General features: G+C 59.9%; 22 protein-coding genes. 10 read left to right on the top strand and 12 right to left on the bottom strand.

The annotated features are described in order from the left end of the window. Positions 1-7: 7 nt before the first annotated feature. Together BM136_RS02590 and BM136_RS02585 are read right to left on the bottom strand one after the other, a co-directional pair. A complete protein-coding gene (locus tag BM136_RS02590; protein WP_217649339.1) occupies positions 8-1,954 on the bottom strand; it encodes a phage terminase large subunit family protein in 1,947 nt (648 codons plus the stop codon). After that, positions 1,951-2,595, bottom strand: coding sequence for a hypothetical protein (locus tag BM136_RS02585; protein ID WP_217649338.1), 645 nt, complete (start codon positions 2,593-2,595; stop codon positions 1,951-1,953). The genes BM136_RS02590 and BM136_RS02585 overlap by 4 nt, the downstream gene beginning before the upstream one ends. A 307-nt stretch (positions 2,596-2,902) precedes the next feature. On the opposite strand from BM136_RS02585, the gene BM136_RS02580 reads away from it, so the two are divergent. After that, positions 2,903-3,592 carry a hypothetical protein gene (locus BM136_RS02580; RefSeq protein WP_092970012.1) on the top strand — a complete coding sequence of 230 codons (690 nt, stop codon included), beginning with the start codon at positions 2,903-2,905 and terminating at the stop codon, positions 3,590-3,592. 112 nt (positions 3,593-3,704) lie between these two features. Here the strand turns inward: BM136_RS02580 and BM136_RS02575 are convergent, their stop codons facing one another. From BM136_RS02575 to BM136_RS02560, 5 genes are read right to left on the bottom strand one after another with little or no spacing between them, the layout of a single operon-like run. Next, a complete protein-coding gene (locus tag BM136_RS02575; protein WP_254775608.1) occupies positions 3,705-4,073 on the bottom strand; it encodes a hypothetical protein in 369 nt (122 codons plus the stop codon). Between the two features lie 31 nt (positions 4,074-4,104). Beyond that, the gene (locus BM136_RS02570) at positions 4,105-4,404 is read right to left on the bottom strand and encodes a hypothetical protein (RefSeq protein ID WP_092970010.1); all 300 of its coding nucleotides are present in this window, start codon (positions 4,402-4,404) and stop codon (positions 4,105-4,107) included. After that, positions 4,401-5,402, bottom strand: a complete 1,002-nt coding sequence (locus tag BM136_RS25310) for a hypothetical protein (RefSeq protein WP_175537062.1) — start codon at positions 5,400-5,402, stop codon at positions 4,401-4,403. The genes BM136_RS02570 and BM136_RS25310 overlap by 4 nt, the downstream gene beginning before the upstream one ends. Before the next feature lie 7 nt (positions 5,403-5,409). After that, positions 5,410-5,598, bottom strand: a complete 189-nt coding sequence (locus tag BM136_RS25095) for a hypothetical protein (protein WP_139219337.1) — start codon at positions 5,596-5,598, stop codon at positions 5,410-5,412. Positions 5,599-5,608: 10 nt separating this feature from the next. Continuing rightward, positions 5,609-6,049, bottom strand: coding sequence for a hypothetical protein (locus tag BM136_RS02560; RefSeq protein ID WP_254775599.1), 441 nt, complete (start codon positions 6,047-6,049; stop codon positions 5,609-5,611). Positions 6,050-6,139: 90 nt separating this feature from the next. On the opposite strand from BM136_RS02560, the gene BM136_RS02555 reads away from it, so the two are divergent. Beyond that, on the top strand, positions 6,140-6,319 hold the full coding sequence (locus BM136_RS02555) for a hypothetical protein (RefSeq protein ID WP_092970006.1): 180 nt from the start codon (positions 6,140-6,142) through the stop codon (positions 6,317-6,319). Here BM136_RS02555 and BM136_RS02550 read toward each other — a convergent pair. From BM136_RS02550 to BM136_RS02540, 3 genes are all read right to left on the bottom strand, one after another. Beyond that, positions 6,303-6,500, bottom strand: coding sequence for a hypothetical protein (locus tag BM136_RS02550; protein WP_092970004.1), 198 nt, complete (start codon positions 6,498-6,500; stop codon positions 6,303-6,305). The genes BM136_RS02555 and BM136_RS02550 overlap by 17 nt on opposite strands. A gap of 87 nt (positions 6,501-6,587) precedes the next feature. Further along, positions 6,588-7,112 carry a phage regulatory CII family protein gene (locus tag BM136_RS02545; RefSeq protein ID WP_175537061.1) on the bottom strand — a complete coding sequence of 175 codons (525 nt, stop codon included), beginning with the start codon at positions 7,110-7,112 and terminating at the stop codon, positions 6,588-6,590. A gap of 21 nt (positions 7,113-7,133) precedes the next feature. Beyond that, on the bottom strand, positions 7,134-7,556 hold the full coding sequence (locus BM136_RS02540) for a transcriptional regulator (RefSeq protein ID WP_092970709.1): 423 nt from the start codon (positions 7,554-7,556) through the stop codon (positions 7,134-7,136). A gap of 79 nt (positions 7,557-7,635) precedes the next feature. Here BM136_RS02540 and BM136_RS02535 point away from each other — a divergent pair, with 79 nt between their 5' ends. The 3 genes from BM136_RS02535 (at position 7,636) to BM136_RS02525 (ending at position 10,151) form a co-directional block, all read left to right on the top strand. Beyond that, positions 7,636-8,112 carry a hypothetical protein gene (locus BM136_RS02535; RefSeq protein ID WP_139219336.1) on the top strand — a complete coding sequence of 159 codons (477 nt, stop codon included), beginning with the start codon at positions 7,636-7,638 and terminating at the stop codon, positions 8,110-8,112. Positions 8,113-8,238: 126 nt separating this feature from the next. Next, a complete protein-coding gene (locus BM136_RS02530) occupies positions 8,239-9,060 on the top strand; it encodes a hypothetical protein (protein WP_092970000.1) in 822 nt (273 codons plus the stop codon). Between the two features lie 179 nt (positions 9,061-9,239). Further along, a complete protein-coding gene (locus BM136_RS02525) occupies positions 9,240-10,151 on the top strand; it encodes a DUF4365 domain-containing protein (RefSeq protein ID WP_092969998.1) in 912 nt (303 codons plus the stop codon). Between the two features lie 298 nt (positions 10,152-10,449). On the opposite strand, the gene BM136_RS25090 is transcribed toward BM136_RS02525, so the two are convergent. Continuing rightward, entirely contained in the window at positions 10,450-10,818 is a 369-nt protein-coding gene (locus BM136_RS25090) for a hypothetical protein (protein ID WP_139219335.1), read from the bottom strand. A 612-nt stretch (positions 10,819-11,430) separates the two neighbouring features. Between BM136_RS25090 and BM136_RS02515 the strand changes: the two genes are divergently transcribed. From BM136_RS02515 to BM136_RS02500, 5 genes are all read left to right on the top strand, one after another. After that, positions 11,431-12,327 (top strand): AAA family ATPase, encoded by an 897-nt coding sequence (locus BM136_RS02515; RefSeq protein ID WP_368073435.1) that lies wholly within the window; start codon positions 11,431-11,433, stop codon positions 12,325-12,327. Positions 12,328-12,349: 22 nt separating this feature from the next. Continuing rightward, positions 12,350-14,929 carry a S8 family peptidase gene (locus tag BM136_RS02510; protein ID WP_092969992.1) on the top strand — a complete coding sequence of 860 codons (2,580 nt, stop codon included), beginning with the start codon at positions 12,350-12,352 and terminating at the stop codon, positions 14,927-14,929. A gap of 382 nt (positions 14,930-15,311) precedes the next feature. After that, positions 15,312-15,449 carry a hypothetical protein gene (locus BM136_RS25305; protein WP_175537060.1) on the top strand — a complete coding sequence of 46 codons (138 nt, stop codon included), beginning with the start codon at positions 15,312-15,314 and terminating at the stop codon, positions 15,447-15,449. Between the two features lies 1 nt (position 15,450). Beyond that, positions 15,451-15,660: a hypothetical protein gene (locus BM136_RS02505; protein WP_092969991.1), complete on the top strand. Its 210-nt coding sequence runs from the start codon at positions 15,451-15,453 to the stop codon at positions 15,658-15,660. A 22-nt stretch (positions 15,661-15,682) separates the two neighbouring features. Then, the gene (locus tag BM136_RS02500; protein WP_092969989.1) at positions 15,683-15,964 is read left to right on the top strand and encodes a hypothetical protein; all 282 of its coding nucleotides are present in this window, start codon (positions 15,683-15,685) and stop codon (positions 15,962-15,964) included. A gap of 137 nt (positions 15,965-16,101) precedes the next feature. Here BM136_RS02500 and BM136_RS02495 read toward each other — a convergent pair whose 3' ends face one another. Then, positions 16,102-16,446 (bottom strand): hypothetical protein, encoded by a 345-nt coding sequence (locus tag BM136_RS02495; RefSeq protein ID WP_092969987.1) that lies wholly within the window; start codon positions 16,444-16,446, stop codon positions 16,102-16,104. Positions 16,447-16,546 lie beyond the last annotated feature (100 nt).

Here is a 16,546-nt window from a genome sequence, read left to right as displayed (position 1 = left end):
CGGTTCTCTATCGTCGTTTGAGGTAGCGCGACGCGGCCACGCGGCGGCGTGTGTGCGCGGTGCGCGGCGGCTCAGCGGCCGGTGGTGCGGCGGGTTGTGGTGGCGCTTCGTCGTTGACCGGCGCTGCGGCAAACAAGCTGCCTTGATCGAAGTGCATGCGCAGCCGGCGCCAGTCGGGTTCCTGATACTTGTGCACGCCCAGGTAATGCGCCGCGGCGAGGTTGTAGACGTTCAAGTCGAGAATCTCGTTGCGGTCGCCGCGCGCCTTGACCCACTCGGTGCGCGGGTAGCCCTTCACGTAGCGCACGATCTGCTTCTCGGCGGTGAGCTGCTTGTAGAACTCAAGCGGCAAGTCGTTCGAGAAGTGCAACGCGCCCGGGCCGCTGGTGAGCTTGAAGCGGTTGTAGATCCAGTCCTTGGCGGTGTCGGTGCCGACGATCCACAGTTCGGCGCCGTCGACCTCGGTGGTGCCCTGCCATGTCACGTCCACGCGGGACGGGCGCTGTGCGATCACCGGCTTGTTCGGCTTGCTGGCGCCCTTGACGGCCAGCACGTGGCGCCACTGCCGCAGGCGCGTGAAGTGATACACGTCCTGCGTGTGGCTGCCGCCGGAGTCAACCGCCACGGCGCGGATCTGCATGTCCTTGCCGGAGGCGTGCAGGAACGTTGCCTGCAGGGCTTCGTCGAGCGTCGCCCACAGCGCGGGGTCGGACGGGTCGCCCATGAAGACCTGGTGATCGATCATCCAACGCTCCATGCCCTCGCCCCAGCCCATGACGAGCAGTTCGAGGCGGTCGTCCTGCGTGTCGACGGCGGCGGTCAGCAGCAGCGCGCCGGCGGGCACGGTGCGCAGGCGGTAGTCCTCTGCGCGGTCACGCAGTTCGTCTGCGCTGGTGCGCTGCTGGGCGTTGTCCCAGACGCGCGCGAGACGCGTGTTGTAGAACACCTGCATCAGGCCCGGATCGCCCTTCTCTTGCGCCAGCTTGGCCTCGCGGTGTTCCTTGATGAGCGCGCGCCAGGACACCCAACCGAGCGGCGAGTACACCGTCGACAGGTGGAAGCCGACCGTCTCGCCGTCGCCTTTGGCGTGCGGGATCCAGCGGCCGGTCTTGAAGAGCGCGGGCTTTTCGTGCTCGCGGATGCGGTAGAAACAGGCGGGGCATTCGCAGTAGACGTCGCTCAAGTCGTCGCTTGCGCGCAGCTGCTCGAATTCGAGGATGTGCTCGTGGCCGCAGTGCGGGCACGACACGTAATAGTGGCGCTGGTCGCTCTGGGCGTACAGCTCAGCAATGCGCGAGGCGCCGTCGATCGTCGGCGAACTTGTGTAGTAAAACTTGGCGTTGCGCCCGAAGGTGCTGGCGCGCTTTTCGGCGATGCCGATGGGGTCGCCTTCGTTGTTGAGGTCGCGCACCCAACGGTCGATTTCGTCGCCGTACACGTAGCGCGCGGAGACTTCGGCCAGGTTGGCGGCGGAGCCGGCGGTGTTGATGAAGAGCGTGCCCTTGCGAAAGTCTTTGCGCTCGGCGGTGTTGGCAGCGTCGCGCGAGCGGGCCGATGCGATGCGCTCGCGCAGGACGGGCACGGCATCGATTGTCTTGGCCACACGTGCGGAGAAGCGGCGTGTGAGGTTCAACGTCGGTTGCAGCGCGAGGAAGTTGGCCGGCGCGCGGTGGATCGTCGCCGAGATCCAGTTCAACGCGACCTGCGTCTTGAACAACTGCGACGCGACCATGGCGACGACGCGCAAGCACGGATGCGCGGGCGACAGGCACTGCATGGGCTCGACGGCGTACGGCGTGCGCGCGGAGCGGTATGGCCCGGTTTCGGCGGCGCCCGACTCGTCGGGGATCACCATGAAGTCTTCGGACCACTGGTCTACCCACAGTTCGGGGTCGGGCTTGAGGCCGGCCAGGAAGGCGCGGGCGAACAGTGTGGCTCCGTCGGGATGGCTCACGATGTGTCGATGGGCTCTATGGAGCCGTACCTCTCTTTCCCCGCGCGTGACAGGTCGGCCAACTTGCCGCGGTCGGGATCGTTGATGGATTCGGAAAGCACTGCGGCGCCGTGGTCAATCATGTCGTCGAGCACTTTGCGCAGTGCGGTTTCGAGGTGGCGCTCGACGGCCCATGGGTCGGTCATCGAGGCAAGCTCGGGTGCGATCTGGCGCGGCAGGCCCATGATGCGGTCGCGCAGGTTGGCGCCGATCTTTTCGGCGGCGTCTTCGACGGCAATACGGCTGACCAGCAGGCCGGAGACCCATTGGTATTCGGTGCGGGCTAGCTGTGCCTGGTAGTACTCGCGTTCGGCGCGGGCGGCTTGGAAGTCGTGGCCGAGGGATGGGTCGGCATCGGGCGTTGTGTCTCTGGCGCTGTAGACGTCGCGGTCGATGCGCGCGGCTTCGTGGCGGGCGCGGACGGCTTCCTTTGCGGGGTCGGCGCCGCGCTTGATCTTTGCGAGCGTGGCATCGACGTCGACCAGCTTGCCGTCGGGCGTGGTGACCAGCTTCCCTTCTTTGCCCAGCTTGGTGACGTAGCTTGGCGACCAGTTCTGCCGCGCCGCAAATGCAGAGCGCGTCAGGAGCAGCGTTTCACTCACGATTTCACCTTTTCACCTGTCAGAGGTGAATTTCACTAAGCTGGAAAACTGGCCGCTAACGAAGAGTCGCGGGTGAGCGCCCCCGTAGTACCGGACGGCCCGAGGGGCCCCCGCCCAGGTGATGCAAAGGGGAGACGTCAAATCGCGACTCGCAAGTTTCACCCGGCGCGACATGGAGTCATTTTGGTTTGGCTGACGCAGGTCACAGACGAGTGGCGCGCCAGAGCGCAGAAGATCGATGAAAGTCGACCGGTCGGGCATAATCGCCCGATCAACAAAAATAATGAGTCAACACAGGGAGGGATAAATGGCACTCAGAAACTGCCGTGAGTGCGGCGTCGAAGTCAGCGACCAGGCGAAAATATGCCCTCGCTGCGGAATCAAGAATCCGGTCAAACGAACGTCAATCGTCACCAAGATACTGGCAGTGATAATCGGATTGCCAATCCTCATCGCTGTCCTTGGCAAGATCACGTCCAACGACAAGGACAGCGCGACGTCTTCGAGTGCCACGCCGGCCGCTCAGGCCACCGCGACGCAGGCGGATCAATTGCCTAAAACCCCGTGGCAATACACCTCTAACCCAGACAGTATGGGCAAGGGGACTGTCTACTACGCGGCCAACGTTAGCACCAATACTCTTGACTTCAAGTTTCCCTACACCGGCGAACAGCATGCCACGCTCACGCTGCGGAAACACCCACGTCAAGGCAATGACGTCCTGTTCTCCATCGAGCGCGGCCAGTTCGTCTGCATGATTGACCGTTGCTCGGTTCTCGTGCGATTCGATGACGGAGAAAGCGTCCGCTTTAATGCCGTCGAACCGAGCGACCACAGCACGACAGCCCTGTTCCTAACGCCGTTCGACAAGTTTTACTCGCGCATGCAGAAAGCAAAACGTGTCCGTATCCAGGCGGATTTTTACCAAGAAGGATCACGCACTTTGGATTTCGACGTCGCTGGATTCGAGGCGGCAAAGCTCTCTGCGCCTAAGTAGGCAGCGCAGATCAAAACAAAAAAAGCCCGAGCATTTCCACTCGGGCTTTTCCATTTCGTACAGGCGCGCGTCGCCCCACGAACCGAACTTTAAGCGACGCCCCGCCCCACCATCAATACTCGACACCGAATTTAACAATCCAAGGCCTGATCGCCACCTTCGCCGCCGCATACGCCAACGGCTGCCGCAGCCCCGCACGCGGGTTCCGCCACACCCCCGGCCCAAGGCGATTGCGACACTCCACCCGAATCGCCAGCGCGTGGTCGCCCGAGATCGCCTCCATCGCCGCCGCCACCTGCTGCATCTGCCACGCATCCACGCTCGCCTCGTGAATGTCATCCGTCGACATCCACTGCCGCGAGCTCGCAGACCCGCCGCACGTCGCATCCCGGTTCGAAAACCACTTCGCGCCCGAATACTGCGCCTCCCAGCGGAACCACTCCAACAGCAGATCATCGAGCGCCTGATCCTCGCTCGTCACCAACGCAGATCGCCTCGTCACCTCACGCGGCTTAACGCAATACATCCGGCCTCCTCGATCCCATGATTTGATACATCCGCCCAAGATGCGTCTCCGCCCGCACCATAGACGGCGGCGCCCCCACCAACGGCGCCTCCGGAATCGGCGGCAGATGCTCAGCCATCGCCACCCGCCACAGCGCCGACCACCGCTCATCAGCATCAGCCCAGCGCGCCGCCTCAACGGCCTTCATCCCAAACCGCACCGCCGACCAGAACACCGCCCGCGACGGCCACTCACCTTTGCCACACGCCGCCAGCACCGCCGCGTCGAACGCCTCCCCAGCCGTCATGCCGCACCTCGCGCAACGCCCACCGCGTGCCGCAACCGGCCCGCATGCCACGGCAACCCAGCCACCGCCTGCTCAGCCTGCGCCTGCAACCGCGCCAGCGCCTCCTCCTGCTGGCGCCGCAGCGCCCTCGCCCGCTCGCGCGACTCCCGCACCGCCGCCGCATACGACGGCACCCAATCCGGATCGCTCGCCCGCTTCGCGTGGTACGCCAGCATCGCAAACGGATCGTCCACACCACCCGCCGCCATACGGCCCCGCCATTCGTCGATCACCGTCTGCCTCATGTCCGCAGGTGCACGAGCCACAATGCGCGCAACACGCGCCCGCTCAGGCCCTCTCAGGTCAACCGGCCAGGCAAGGTCTGCTTGCCACGCCACGCCCTGCCCATCCTCACTCTCTGCAAGCCCATCCCCAACCACGCTCGTGTTCTGACCACGTTCCTCTGAGAGCCGGTGCCGCCGCGAGCGACGGTGTTGGGGGCCGTTTCGATCCTCCCGCGCCGCAGGCGTGGGGGACTCAATCTCCTTCTTCTCACGCCCCCGGCGTGGGGGGTTAGGGGGGTTGGTTTTATAGGTGTTACCGGAATACGGATGTGTGGCGGCTTTCGCGTTATCCACAGACTCCGGCACATCCTTGAAACCCGCATCAGCATTGAATTCATAGCCATCCTGCGGGTGTATCGAACCTCGACCGGCTTTCTTTTGGACGCACGAATCCGTATCCGCCAACGGGCACGCAAAAACGAGCTCGTACTGCCCGCCAAGCCGGCGCAGCAGCCCCAGCTTCTCCAACTGCGCCAGCATCCGTTGCAGCTTCGACTTGTCATGCGCCTGGTAGCGCACGCCACGACGCGCAGTGCGCTCCGTCCACTCACGCAGCGCCTGATACGAGATCCGCACCACACGCCCCACCACGCCCGTCCTGAAGTCCATACGCGGGCGCAGCGCCACCAGGTACAGATGGGCGATCTCCGCACCCGCCCCGGCCAGCGCGCTCAACTCAAGATCATTGATCCGATACGCCGACACCCTCGCCTCCATAGGTGCGCGTCAAGCCCATATACCCCGCCAGCCACGCCGCGTGATGCGCGCTGCCAGCCGGATACTCGTTCGCCTCATCCAACGGACGGCCAGACAATGCAGCCGCCCTGCCCTTGGCCCAAACAGCGCCAACGGCCTCGATAGGAATGTCCATGGAATCGCCCTTACAGCCGCAGCGGCGCGGCCTTACACAGCACGTCAAACACTGCCACAAACTCCGGCGACGTCGACGCAACAACAGTGGATCGAAAAGCGAGGCGCTCCGCCTCAGTTGAAATCGCGCGATACCGCGACGCGCAGGCCAACGCCAGCGCAGAAGACTCACCAGCCGCATTGAACGGCCAAAACACATCAGCCAACGGCCACGCGCAAGCATCCAACAGATGCTCCGCAAACTTCGACAGCACCGCCAACCCGCGAGGCTTGAACGCCCCCGCAATGCGGTGCCAGGCACAACACATCTGATCGACGCGCTCACACGACAAGCCCACAGCAAGACGTCCCGCCTTGCAGCACGTCATGCCGTGTGAAAAGCGTGGCGTGTTGTCCTGCGTTTGTGTCATGCGCGGTCTAGCCCTGTCAAAAATCGATACAACGTGGCGCAACAGGTTGCCGCCCCGACCGCTGGCGGCAACACTGCCTCGTCGGGTTTCCGGACCCGATGAAAATCACTTCAACCCCTTCTACGAGGAAACATGGAACTCAAAGACGCCCGCGATGAAGCAGAAAAAATGCTCATGAAACTCATTGAGCAACAACCCACCATGTTCGGATCTCCGAATACTCCCAACGCGCGTGCCGGCGAGACAACAGCGCAGTTCTGCTCTTCGTTTATCGAAACCTACGCCGCCTACCTTGTCAAAAAGGCCCAGTAACCTCGGCTAGCAGCCTTAGCTCGCGCGTCAGGGCCTCACGGGCCTCAGTCAGGCGCGCGGGCATCGCGAGATTGAAGTCGTTGTATTCCTTGACCTGGGTGCACAGAACATCAGCGATTTTCTCGGCATGCTCACGCGACAACTTCGCCTGCCCACCGCAATTTTCTTTACAGCCTTGCATCACTACTCCTATGCGCTCACGCGCTCAAAAAACAGCCAACGCACCGGCATCGGCTGACACATGCACAACAAACAAACATCAGGCGCATCACGCCTTGCCACGCAACCGCTGCAACCGCTCCGCATCACGCTGCGCACGCACACGCAACAGCTCACGCAGCACCATCACAGAAGCCGTCGCCTCTTCAAACTCCCGCTCCAGCTTCCGCATCTCACCCTCCGAGAGATGGTTGTCCGCCAGCGCCGCAGACATCGCGCGGCTCACATCGCCCACCTCGGCCAACACCTGGCACAGCGCCTCATACAGATCCGTATTCGGCAGTTCTTCGCGGGCCACCTCGGGCAGCGGAATCGCCACCATCCCGTGCCGCCAGCACAGCGCCTGAATCGGCAGCTTCGCGTTCGGCACACCAGCGCCTTCCGCGTGCTCGACAATCACCGACACCTCTTCGAACGACACGTAGTTCGTCTGCACATGCGGCAGCAGCTTGTTGCGCAGCACCGCAGCGGACTTGTCCATCCGCGCGGCCAATCCTTCAACGCCGCCCGGGTAGCCGCGTGCCACCCAGTAGAGCGCGTCGTGTTGATTGATCTCGGAATAGTGGTGGCTCAAGTTGTCTCTCCTAAAGAGCTGTCATAGGCAGGTTGTGCGGGTCGCACTACCGGCGGTTTTGGTGGGCGCGTACACTTGCCTCATCGTTGGAAAGGCACGGTCCAATGCGCGGAAGCTGTCCCTGCGGCGAACACGTCGAAGACGGGCCGCAGATGCAGCAGCCGGTATCATTCGAGGGTTGGGCCGCATTGGCCTTTGGTGTAGCCGTGTGGATGACGCGCGGGCAGTGAAAAGTTCGGGCCAGATCAAATGCCAGTCGTCGGGCCGGAGATCCTGACGTCGGACCGAGCCCTGCGTCGCGACTTCAATTGCGACGCATCGCGCTGGGTTGATCCGCAGACCCTTGTTCACGACTTGCGACAAGTAGATCGGCGACATGTCGATGGCGCGCGCGAGTGCCGTCAGACGGCCACGTCGAGCACGGACATACTCGGTTAGTGTCATGGCCATGACGATAGCGTTTTCTATCGCACCAAACAATAGAATCACATAATTTTGCAATCGCTAGGAAAGGGACACCACCATGGATTTGCGCGCGCGAAGAGTTGAGAAGCTTCGCCAAATGGTGAATGACGCGGGCGGTCCCGCCGCCTTCGCTCGATTGCATGAAGGCGTCAATCCAACCTATGTCTCGCAGCTGCTCAACGGCACCGCACCGTTTGGTGATCGAGCAGTAGAAAAGATGGAGAAGCTCATCGGGCTACCGGCTGGAACATTCGACGCCGGGGAAGCCGACCCGGACACTCAGCTTGCGGAGCGAGATCGCGTTATTGCAGAACTGCGCCAACAGTTGGCCGCAAGTCGCGCCCGCGAAGCGCGCGCAGTGAAATTGCTGACCGAGGCAGCCAGCCTGCTCGTTGACACGGAAGTACTTGCATTGGACCCGACAGGGGCCAAGTCGCGACGCTTCGAGGATGCGCCGGCAGAGGTTGCCGAGCCATCCGACTACGGCTACCCCCCTCTCCCGAAGAGTAAGGCGCAGCGCAAACGCGCCGGTTAAAGAATCCCGCTTCGGCGGGATTTTTTGTTTCCTGTTGAGCAGGATGCGAATAGGAGATTTCTTATTCTATTGTTGGTCGCCCACCAACAACATGACTGCCCGCGCGGGCCGTCAGTCGAATCAACAATGGGCATCCTCATTCAGTTTCCTCAGCCAGGCACGCGCGCACCGCCCGAGATACCGCCCTTCACCCACGAGGAAGAGCTAGAAGCGCGTCGCAGTGCTACGTATCGTCGTGACCTCGACCGCGCAGTCGCCCTATTGCTTGAGCATGTGGAAAGCGGCGCATATGACGGCGTTGCTCTCATCCTCAAACCGACGTCGCTTGCTCAGAGGCCAGCGTTTGTGGTGGGCGGCTTCTATAGACACAAGCTGGCGGAAGCGACCAATGCCGCCATGCAATTGCACCTCGCAATTAAGTTGCGCGCGCGCGAGCAACGTCCAGAGCCGCGGGCCCATGCCGCGCACAACGACACTCGGCGTGCACGTTCCTGTAAACCAAGCAAAAGAGGGGAAAACATGCAAGCGACCATGCCGAAAAAATGGAGCGACGTCACTGCGCGATACCATCGATGTGAGCACATGGTCCGCATCGCGTTCAGTCAACAGCTACGCGCGTCGCCAGAGACCACCGCCATTCTGCTGAGCATCACCCAACTGCACATCGAAACAGTAGCAAATTGCCTCTGGGAGCTAGTGCGCCAGCCGGGCCGAACAGCATCTCAGACGAAGCTCGAGACGCTGAACGCTATCCAACTTTTTCGATCAGCTCGGGCACATGTTTCGGCGTGGATGCCACCCGTTGGCCAAGAAGCCGCGTACTTCAAGACTAACATCAGCGCTCTCTCCGAAGACATGCTGGACGAGGGCAATATGCTGTTAGAACACGCCGAGCGAGCCTTCCAGCGCATAGTTGGCGATATTCCCATGGAATCTGTCGGCACGTAGCAACGTCTGACACATATACAATCTCGCGCGTCCATCTTGCATAATGCAGCCGAATGAAGATGAAGTCGGATACAACGTTTCAGCTTTTCGGTTGCGAGAAATCGCATCACAAGCCCCATCGGCACAATGGGGCTACCAGTGCACTATAAAAATTCATTAACCAATTTAATGAAGCTAATATGAAGCGGTTCGACCCCACTGAAAGGATAGGCGTTAGCGCTGTGGAAGGGATTATTCTCAGCGATTTTGGATGGATTTTCCGAGAGCAGCCCGTTATAGATATGGGCATCGACGCTCATATTGAGCTTGTGAACGACAACACGCCGACGGGAAAGTTAATTGCGGTACAAATAAAGACAGGGCCAAGCCATTTCACGGAGACTGACGATGCATACATCTTTCGCGGAAGGATGACTCATCTCAACTATTGGACAAATCACTCCCTCCCAGTCATCATCGCCGCACACCTCCCGGGCTCCAGCCGCACTTATTGGGTGCACGTTGACGCAGACAAGGTCCATCGCGCCGGGAAGTCATGGACGATTCCGATTCCCAAGAAAAACACACTTGACTCTCGAAATAAGCGAGCCCTCACAGCACTCTTCGACGGCTCCCCAGCTCAACAAAAAATGCGTAAATTAGCAATCGATGAGCCCTTGATGCGTCACATATCGCGCGGGGGGAAGGTATCGATTGACTTAGAGGACTGGATCAATAAATCTTTAACTCGAAGCAATGTAGAGGTTTTCGTTCACAACAGAGATGGCAGCGCCAGGACCGAGCACACTTGGATGTTTTGGCATACAGGGCGGGACATGAAAGCCCTCGCGGAGAGTATTTTTCCGTGGTCCGTTGCAAGCTTAGATAGCGAATTCTACGAACAGTATTACGAAGAAAACGGCGATGACGACTGCACGTCCAGCATGTACAGCAAGTATGAATACAAAAGCGCCGGCTCTCGCTTTGAGACCATATGCCCGTACACGAACGAGTCTGGAGAGGTAGATAGGTATCGTTTGAAGCTGAAGCTAGGGAAGTTGGGAAAGGCGTACTTGCTTATGGCCAATTACGCGAAGAACTCAGACAATTGATCAACCGGGTAGCGTCTGGGGACGCACGCTCGATAGGTGGGTGAGGTTCACGTCAGCTGAATCCACACTACTTCACTTTTTTACTATTGATTCAGATCGCAGTCTTTACTATCGTTCGTTTACCCGATAAACGGAGATCCAGGTGGGCTCTCTCCCACGGCCAACCATGCGTCCCACAGCGAACTGCGCCTTTCAGCCGAAGCGAGGCCGCGTCGCAACGCATCGCTTAACCAAATTGCGAGCATCGGTCGCCCGGCCGTCAGTGCGGCCTATCTAGCGAAGAACAGATGGAGGCCATTTATTGCTGCCAAATGGCGGGCATCGCCACTTTCTGGCATTCGGTTGCCGCTCGATCAAGGAGCTCCAGCGCCTCCCCCAAAACAAACGCGCAGTTGTTTGCCATCTTCTTTCGCGCATCCGATTCATAAGTGCCATCACCAAACCAGAATCCCGCCAAGAGACGCCCGACGGCCTTCAACCGATCTTGAGCGCCGGCAATTGCCGAGGCACATCCATTCCCAAGTGGAATTAGCGGTTCGAGGTCAGCCAGCGACAGGTACTCGAAGCTTGTAATGGAGTTGTACCAGCCGGTAAACGCTCCCGGGGCGCAATCAACCTTAGCGGCATCACTCAACGCGTCGTGAAGGCGCTTTACGTCGCTAAACATCGACGAAAGTTGCAGGGTCAGAGAGGCTGCAGCAAGGGACGCTCTCGCATAGGAGTCCGCCGACCTTCGGCGCGACTCTTTGCCGGACAGATACAACGCAGTAACGACAGCTGCTACGGTCGCGAGGGCAGTTGTTATGTCCCAAACATCCTTCTGCGGACTGAAGTTCCATACCGTGGCCACCGAAGCACCACCTACGAGACCGCCAACGAGCGCACCGACCCAGCTTCTCTCAGAAATCTTAGGCCGCATAAGCCTCCCCCAATTTTTGCGGCGTGATCCTAGCACGCAGGATGAAGAAGTCTCAGTAGACGAAGACGCACAAACTCCATGACACAGTAGGTGATGACCACAATCGCAGGCGCCCACCGTCGCATAGCTTCACGTTCCCATTCGAATTGACATTTCTTACCGCAATCGTAGTCGCCGCAGGCCACCGTCTCGGAGCGGGGTGAATTCAGGCATCTCCAAGCGGCGATCGCCCTAAGACGGCCCCGGCCCGAAAGGACGCCCATGTTAGAATTTTGACGACCTACTATGCCAAGAGCCGACCTAATTGTGAGCCTCGTAAAGGCGGGCTCCCAGGGGGACCAGAAACTATTCCGGTCCACCGTGGAAGCTATCGCCGCAGAAGAGCGCTCCAAACGCCACAACATCCTAGCCGATAGGCTGGTCGAGAATTTGCGTCCCGGCGGAAATCCGAAGCCGACGGAAGTGTCACGCACGTTTGACGGTGGCCACGGCGGACTCTTGTTCGAGATAGAGCCTCGCCGAAGCCTCGAGTCCATCATCGTGGGCGAGGAGGTCTCTCGGCCGATTCGGGAGCTTATCGAAGAACAGCAACGACGAGAGCTACTCCGCTCGTATGGTCTTGAACCTCGCCATCGCTTGCTGCTGTCTGGACCGCCAGGAAATGGAAAAACCACGATGGCTGAGGCCATCGCTTGTGAGTTGATGGTCCCACTCTTCGTAGTCCGCTACGAGTCCGTAATTGGAAGTTTCCTGGGTGAAACTAGCGGCCGGCTCAAGCGCTTATTTGACTTCGCTCGAACCCACGACTGCGTTCTGTTTTTTGACGAGTTTGACACGCTCGGCAAAGAGCGCGGGGACACACACGAGACGGGCGAAATAAAACGCGTTGTCAGTTCGCTACTGCTTCAAATTGACGCACTGCCCAGCCACGTGGTTGTTGTCACCGCGACCAACCACTCTGAGCTGCTAGACCGGGCTGTCTGGCGGAGATTCCAGATTCGTCTTGCCTTGTCCGCCCCTTCGTTGCAGCAGAGAACAGCGTGGTTTGAGCGGTTTGAGAAACGCCTGGGCATCCGCCTCGGCATTACACCTCGTGCGCTGGCTACGAAGCTCAACGCCGCAAACTTCTCCGATCTCGAGTTGTTCTGCGAGGACGTGCACCGGCGGTTCGTATTGGATTTACCCGATGCTGATTTACCCAAGATTATTGCCGCGCGCCTTGAACAGTGGAAGAATAGAACGACCATAATCAATTAGGTCGCATGCGGCTTCGGGGGCGATGGCACAAGAAAAAGAACTACCTCTTCTGTTATTTCCGACTAGTGCCAGCTCTGAAAAGGATAATCGGCCGCCAGCCTGGCAACGACTTCGCGTTCCGTCACACGAAAGACAGCGCATTCGCCTCGGGCCGAAATTCGTAACGCTGCAGGAGAATTTTGAGGGGCAACGCCTTCGGCTTCAAGAAGCAGATCCAGGCGAAGATCCCGAGCTGGTACTTGTTTTCGAAACCGTTGGCCCTATCGAAAATTTCGTGGGTGCCGTTCGGCGAACGGTGGGTCTCGAATGGCTTCTTGAGGCAGACGAGTCCGATATCCTTCCCGACGACGATTTCCATAGCCTTACCGAGGATGACGAGCGAGAGGATAAGCCGCTGAAGGGGACGCTGTTTCTTTTGGGAACGAATAGACAGGCCCTCAATGAGATTATCTCGCTCTGGAACCGTTACAGCCGTGATCCCAACGTTCAATTTGAGTACGGGTTCGCGAAATGGAAGCAGGTATTTGCGCATCTCCGAGACGTACGGTTCTGGGGCATAGAAGACCGGATAGGCACCGACATCCGGCAGTTCTGGAATGATCGCCTTGATAGTGGTAGCGACAGCATTCGGTTTGAGATTGAAGCCTGGTGCTACAGCTCTGCTGACAAGAATGACGCCAGCGCACTCGAGATCGAAGTGCTTGTCGGAAACCTCGGTGGCCGGATTCTCCATTCGGCCCTGATATCTGCAATTGCGTACCATGGCTTTTTGGTCGAAGTGCCCGCCGAGGGCGTCCGAGAGCTAGTCGATGGTATCCGCCCTGAGCTATCCCTCTCCGACCGAGTAATGTTCTTCCGCCCCCAAGGTCAGGGGCTTGCGGACAACGGCACCCTCGAAGACCCTCGCCCCAATACGGTCTACCCTATTGCAGGAGCGCCCCAAGGTGCCCCGATCGTCGCCTTGCTGGATGGGCTACCCGTACAAAATCACCCGCTGCTGCAGGGCCGTCTGATAGTTGACGACCCGGACGGCTGGGGCGCCTCCTATGAAGCGGATGATCGTCAGCATGGCACTGCAATGGCGTCTCTGATCATTCACGGAGAACTTGACGCTCAGGATTCCGCTCTTCCAACGCCTCTCTACGTTCGGCCTATTCTCCGCCCTGACTCATCAGATACACGACGCCCCAGGATCGAGACAACTCCCGATGACCGGCTTCTAATCGATCTTTTTCATCGAGCGGTTCGGCGCATTTTTGAAGGTGAAGGCGGCTCTCCCCCTGCAGCGCCGACAGTCAAGGTAATCAATCTCTCTGTCGGAGACGGCCATCGTCCGTTTGACACGAATCTCTCGCCGTGGGCCCGCCTAGTTGATTGGCTCGCAGACAAGCACAATGTTCTGTTCGTGATTAGTGCGGGGAACTTGAGTTCGGATATGACACTGAACATTCCTCGCGACACGATTGGCTCCATGAGTGAGAGAGATCGTGCCAAGCTCGTGCTTGCAGAGGGTATCGCTGGGACCGCCCAACGCCGCATCATTGCCCCAGCCGAATCAATGAACTCGTTGACGATCGGCGCTATCCACGGCGATGCGTCGACAGTCCCCAATGTCCATGGCAGATATGATCTTGTGCCACGCGGAGCGCTTGCTTTGTATTCGCGGGTAGGCCACGGATATAGGCGCATCATCAAGCCAGACATCGTGCTGCCCGGCGGCCGAATCCTCTACAGGGAGCGCCCTGGAGGCCCGCGCGAGACCACCACCCTTACAGCAGTGAACGGCGTTGCAGCTCCAGGACATCTTGTCGCCGCGCCGCCTGACAATGCCGGCGGCTACACGAAGTACTGCCGCGGGACAAGCAACTCGGCTGCATTAGGGAGCCGATGGGCAGCACTTGCGCATGGAGTAATCCAGTCCTTGCGCAACGGGCGCGAAGAAACGCTGCCGGAAGAGTTTGACGCGGTGCTTATTAAGGCACTCCTAGTCCACGGGGCCGAATGGGGCCCCTTGGGACGACTTATTGCGAAATTGCGTGACGACCTGCCCTCACGTCGGAAAAAGCAGGATTTCATAGCGCGAGTCATTGGATATGGTCACGCTGATGTCGGCCGCGCCCTTGAGTGCACGGAACAACGTGCCACGCTCCTCGGGGTTGGGAAGGTCAGGGATGGCGAAGCGATCATCTTTCAGGCTCCTTTACCACCCTGCCTGCGAGCACAGACGGTCAAGCGCAGACTTACGATTACGTTAGCTTGGATCTCGCCGACCAATGCGCGGCACGCACGTTATCGGTCAGCGCGGTTGTGGATATCGCCGCCAGACTCAGATTTCGGCGTAAACCGGCTGGACTGTGATTGGCAGCACGTTAGGCGGGGCACTTTGCAGCATGAAGTGCTCGAAGGCGAACAAGCACTCGCCTTCGTGGACGGAGACAAGCTTTCGTTCAAGGTGAACTGCGCAAAAGACTCGAGTGCTTTCGAACTTCCCGTACGCTTCGCCTTGTGTGTATCACTCGAAGTGGCAGAAGGTCTGGCGCTGCCAATCTACCAAGAAGTACGGGACCGCGTTGTGCCGCGAGTCGAGATCGTTCCTCGTTGACGAATCTATTTCACTGCAATGTGAGCGCCGCGTTCCCGCACCCACATTGCTTCATTGATTCCACTCACAACAGAGCGGGCCGGACTACGTAACAACTCAATTTGTTAGAGGAACATCCCCTCAAAAGCAGCATTGGCGGCGGCCGAACAGGTATCAAAAGTTGACCTCTTCACTATTGTTATGATCGATAGTTTTAACTATCGTGCATCCATCAAGTGAATGGAGATCAATGTGAAACCCGTCGTACAGGCAGCGCTCGCCCTTGCCTATCTCGCCGCCCTCGGCCTAGTCCTAGCCTTCCACGCATACGCCCTCCATCTCGACGAAACGTCCGAGACAGAGCCCACGCGCAGCACCCAGCGCCAGGCATAAGGAGGACACGATGCACCGTTCCGCCCTCCACCGCCTCGCGTCCGGCTACTTCAGCCACCACCCCGCCCTCGGCCTCGCCGTCGTGCTGATCGCGTTCGGCCTCGCCGGCGCCATCGCGCCCGATGCCGCAATGGTGCTCGGGGCCTGACATGCCGCCGCGCCCCATCGCGGACGCGGCCGTGCTCGCCGAGCGCAACAAGCTCCGCCTCATCTGCACGGATGCGCAAGCGCTCGCCGCCGGCCCCATCCGCACCGCCATCGAGGCATCCGCGCACGCCCGCACCCATCCGCGCATTCGCACGACCCGCCGCGTGTGGGTCGACCTCAAGAAACTGGCTGCAGGCGACTTCGACGACTGACCAGCCGCAACGGAGACCAACCATGCATCGCATAGTGAACCGCACCCCCGCCACCATCCGCATCGGCAAGCACGACGTGCAACGCCGCCCCCTGCCCGGCTCGCTGCATTGCAGCTACACCCTGCGCGTCAATGGCATCGTCGTGTGGGAGAGCATCAGCATCCCCTGCGCACGAGATCTCGACGGCGCCGTCAAGACGCACCGCTCGTGTCAGGAAGTCATCGAGTCCGCGCGCCGCGGTGGGCGCCGGATGGGTATGCAGAAGATCAACGGCGCTGTTCGGCCGAAGCGGGGGGCGTTGTGAGGAGGCTCATTGCCACCCTGAAGAATGCGGGACTGGCAAGTGACAATATGCGCGCTGCGGCAACGGACACTGCGAGCTACCGCTGCGCAACAGTGACGGCAATGGAAGGAGCTATGGTTCCTCGCTGTCTTGTCGCTTTACTCCGGACCTCTCAGCCATTCGTCGAGCACCTCACTGTCGAGGTGAATACGAATCTGCGGATCGCTGGCCTCACCCAAGTCCACACCGCCCGCGAAGACCCGATTGATAACGTCGATCGAGCGTTGCCCGATTGCGTTTCGGGTCGCGGCGTCACCGCCATCCAGTGCCTCACGTACGTCACGCTCAAGAACCACGAGAAACTCGCGACTCGTACGATGCGGCCGCTCTGCGGTGGGCATTGGCTTGGTGAACAGGCCATTCCCGTTCTGCGTAACAGTCATCTCGAAGTCTCGGAAGACCTGCCCGGGATATGCGCGCATCCATTGCGTGAGATCGAACATCGCTCGCCTCCGAAAGATTGCGGGAATGCTAGCACGCAAGCCGCTACAAAATTGCTGAGGCTAGAGATACATCCCGCAAGCGCCCATGGCGCCAACACAA

It is taken from the genome of Ralstonia sp. NFACC01 (assembly GCF_900115545.1).
GTDB classification, from domain to species: domain Bacteria; phylum Pseudomonadota; class Gammaproteobacteria; order Burkholderiales; family Burkholderiaceae; genus Ralstonia; species Ralstonia mojiangensis.
This window is presented reverse-complemented; position numbering and strand designations above follow the sequence as displayed.

Coding starts and splice junctions, on each gene's coding strand:
- BM136_RS02580 (WP_092970012.1), top strand. CDS start 2,903: ATGGCACTCAGAAACTGCCGTGAGTGCGGCGTCGAAGTCAGCGACCAG.
- BM136_RS02570 (WP_092970010.1), bottom strand. CDS start 4,404: ATGACGGCTGGGGAGGCGTTCGACGCGGCGGTGCTGGCGGCGTGTGGC.
- BM136_RS25095 (WP_139219337.1), bottom strand. CDS start 5,598: ATGGACATTCCTATCGAGGCCGTTGGCGCTGTTTGGGCCAAGGGCAGG.
- BM136_RS02555 (WP_092970006.1), top strand. CDS start 6,140: ATGGAACTCAAAGACGCCCGCGATGAAGCAGAAAAAATGCTCATGAAA.
- BM136_RS02550 (WP_092970004.1), bottom strand. CDS start 6,500: ATGCAAGGCTGTAAAGAAAATTGCGGTGGGCAGGCGAAGTTGTCGCGT.
- BM136_RS02540 (WP_092970709.1), bottom strand. CDS start 7,556: ATGACACTAACCGAGTATGTCCGTGCTCGACGTGGCCGTCTGACGGCA.
- BM136_RS02535 (WP_139219336.1), top strand. CDS start 7,636: ATGGATTTGCGCGCGCGAAGAGTTGAGAAGCTTCGCCAAATGGTGAAT.
- BM136_RS02530 (WP_092970000.1), top strand. CDS start 8,239: ATGGGCATCCTCATTCAGTTTCCTCAGCCAGGCACGCGCGCACCGCCC.
- BM136_RS02525 (WP_092969998.1), top strand. CDS start 9,240: ATGAAGCGGTTCGACCCCACTGAAAGGATAGGCGTTAGCGCTGTGGAA.
- BM136_RS25090 (WP_139219335.1), bottom strand. CDS start 10,818: ATGTTTAGCGACGTAAAGCGCCTTCACGACGCGTTGAGTGATGCCGCT.
- BM136_RS02510 (WP_092969992.1), top strand. CDS start 12,350: ATGGCACAAGAAAAAGAACTACCTCTTCTGTTATTTCCGACTAGTGCC.
- BM136_RS25305 (WP_175537060.1), top strand. CDS start 15,312: ATGCACCGTTCCGCCCTCCACCGCCTCGCGTCCGGCTACTTCAGCCAC.
- BM136_RS02505 (WP_092969991.1), top strand. CDS start 15,451: ATGCCGCCGCGCCCCATCGCGGACGCGGCCGTGCTCGCCGAGCGCAAC.
- BM136_RS02500 (WP_092969989.1), top strand. CDS start 15,683: ATGCATCGCATAGTGAACCGCACCCCCGCCACCATCCGCATCGGCAAG.
- BM136_RS02495 (WP_092969987.1), bottom strand. CDS start 16,446: ATGTTCGATCTCACGCAATGGATGCGCGCATATCCCGGGCAGGTCTTC.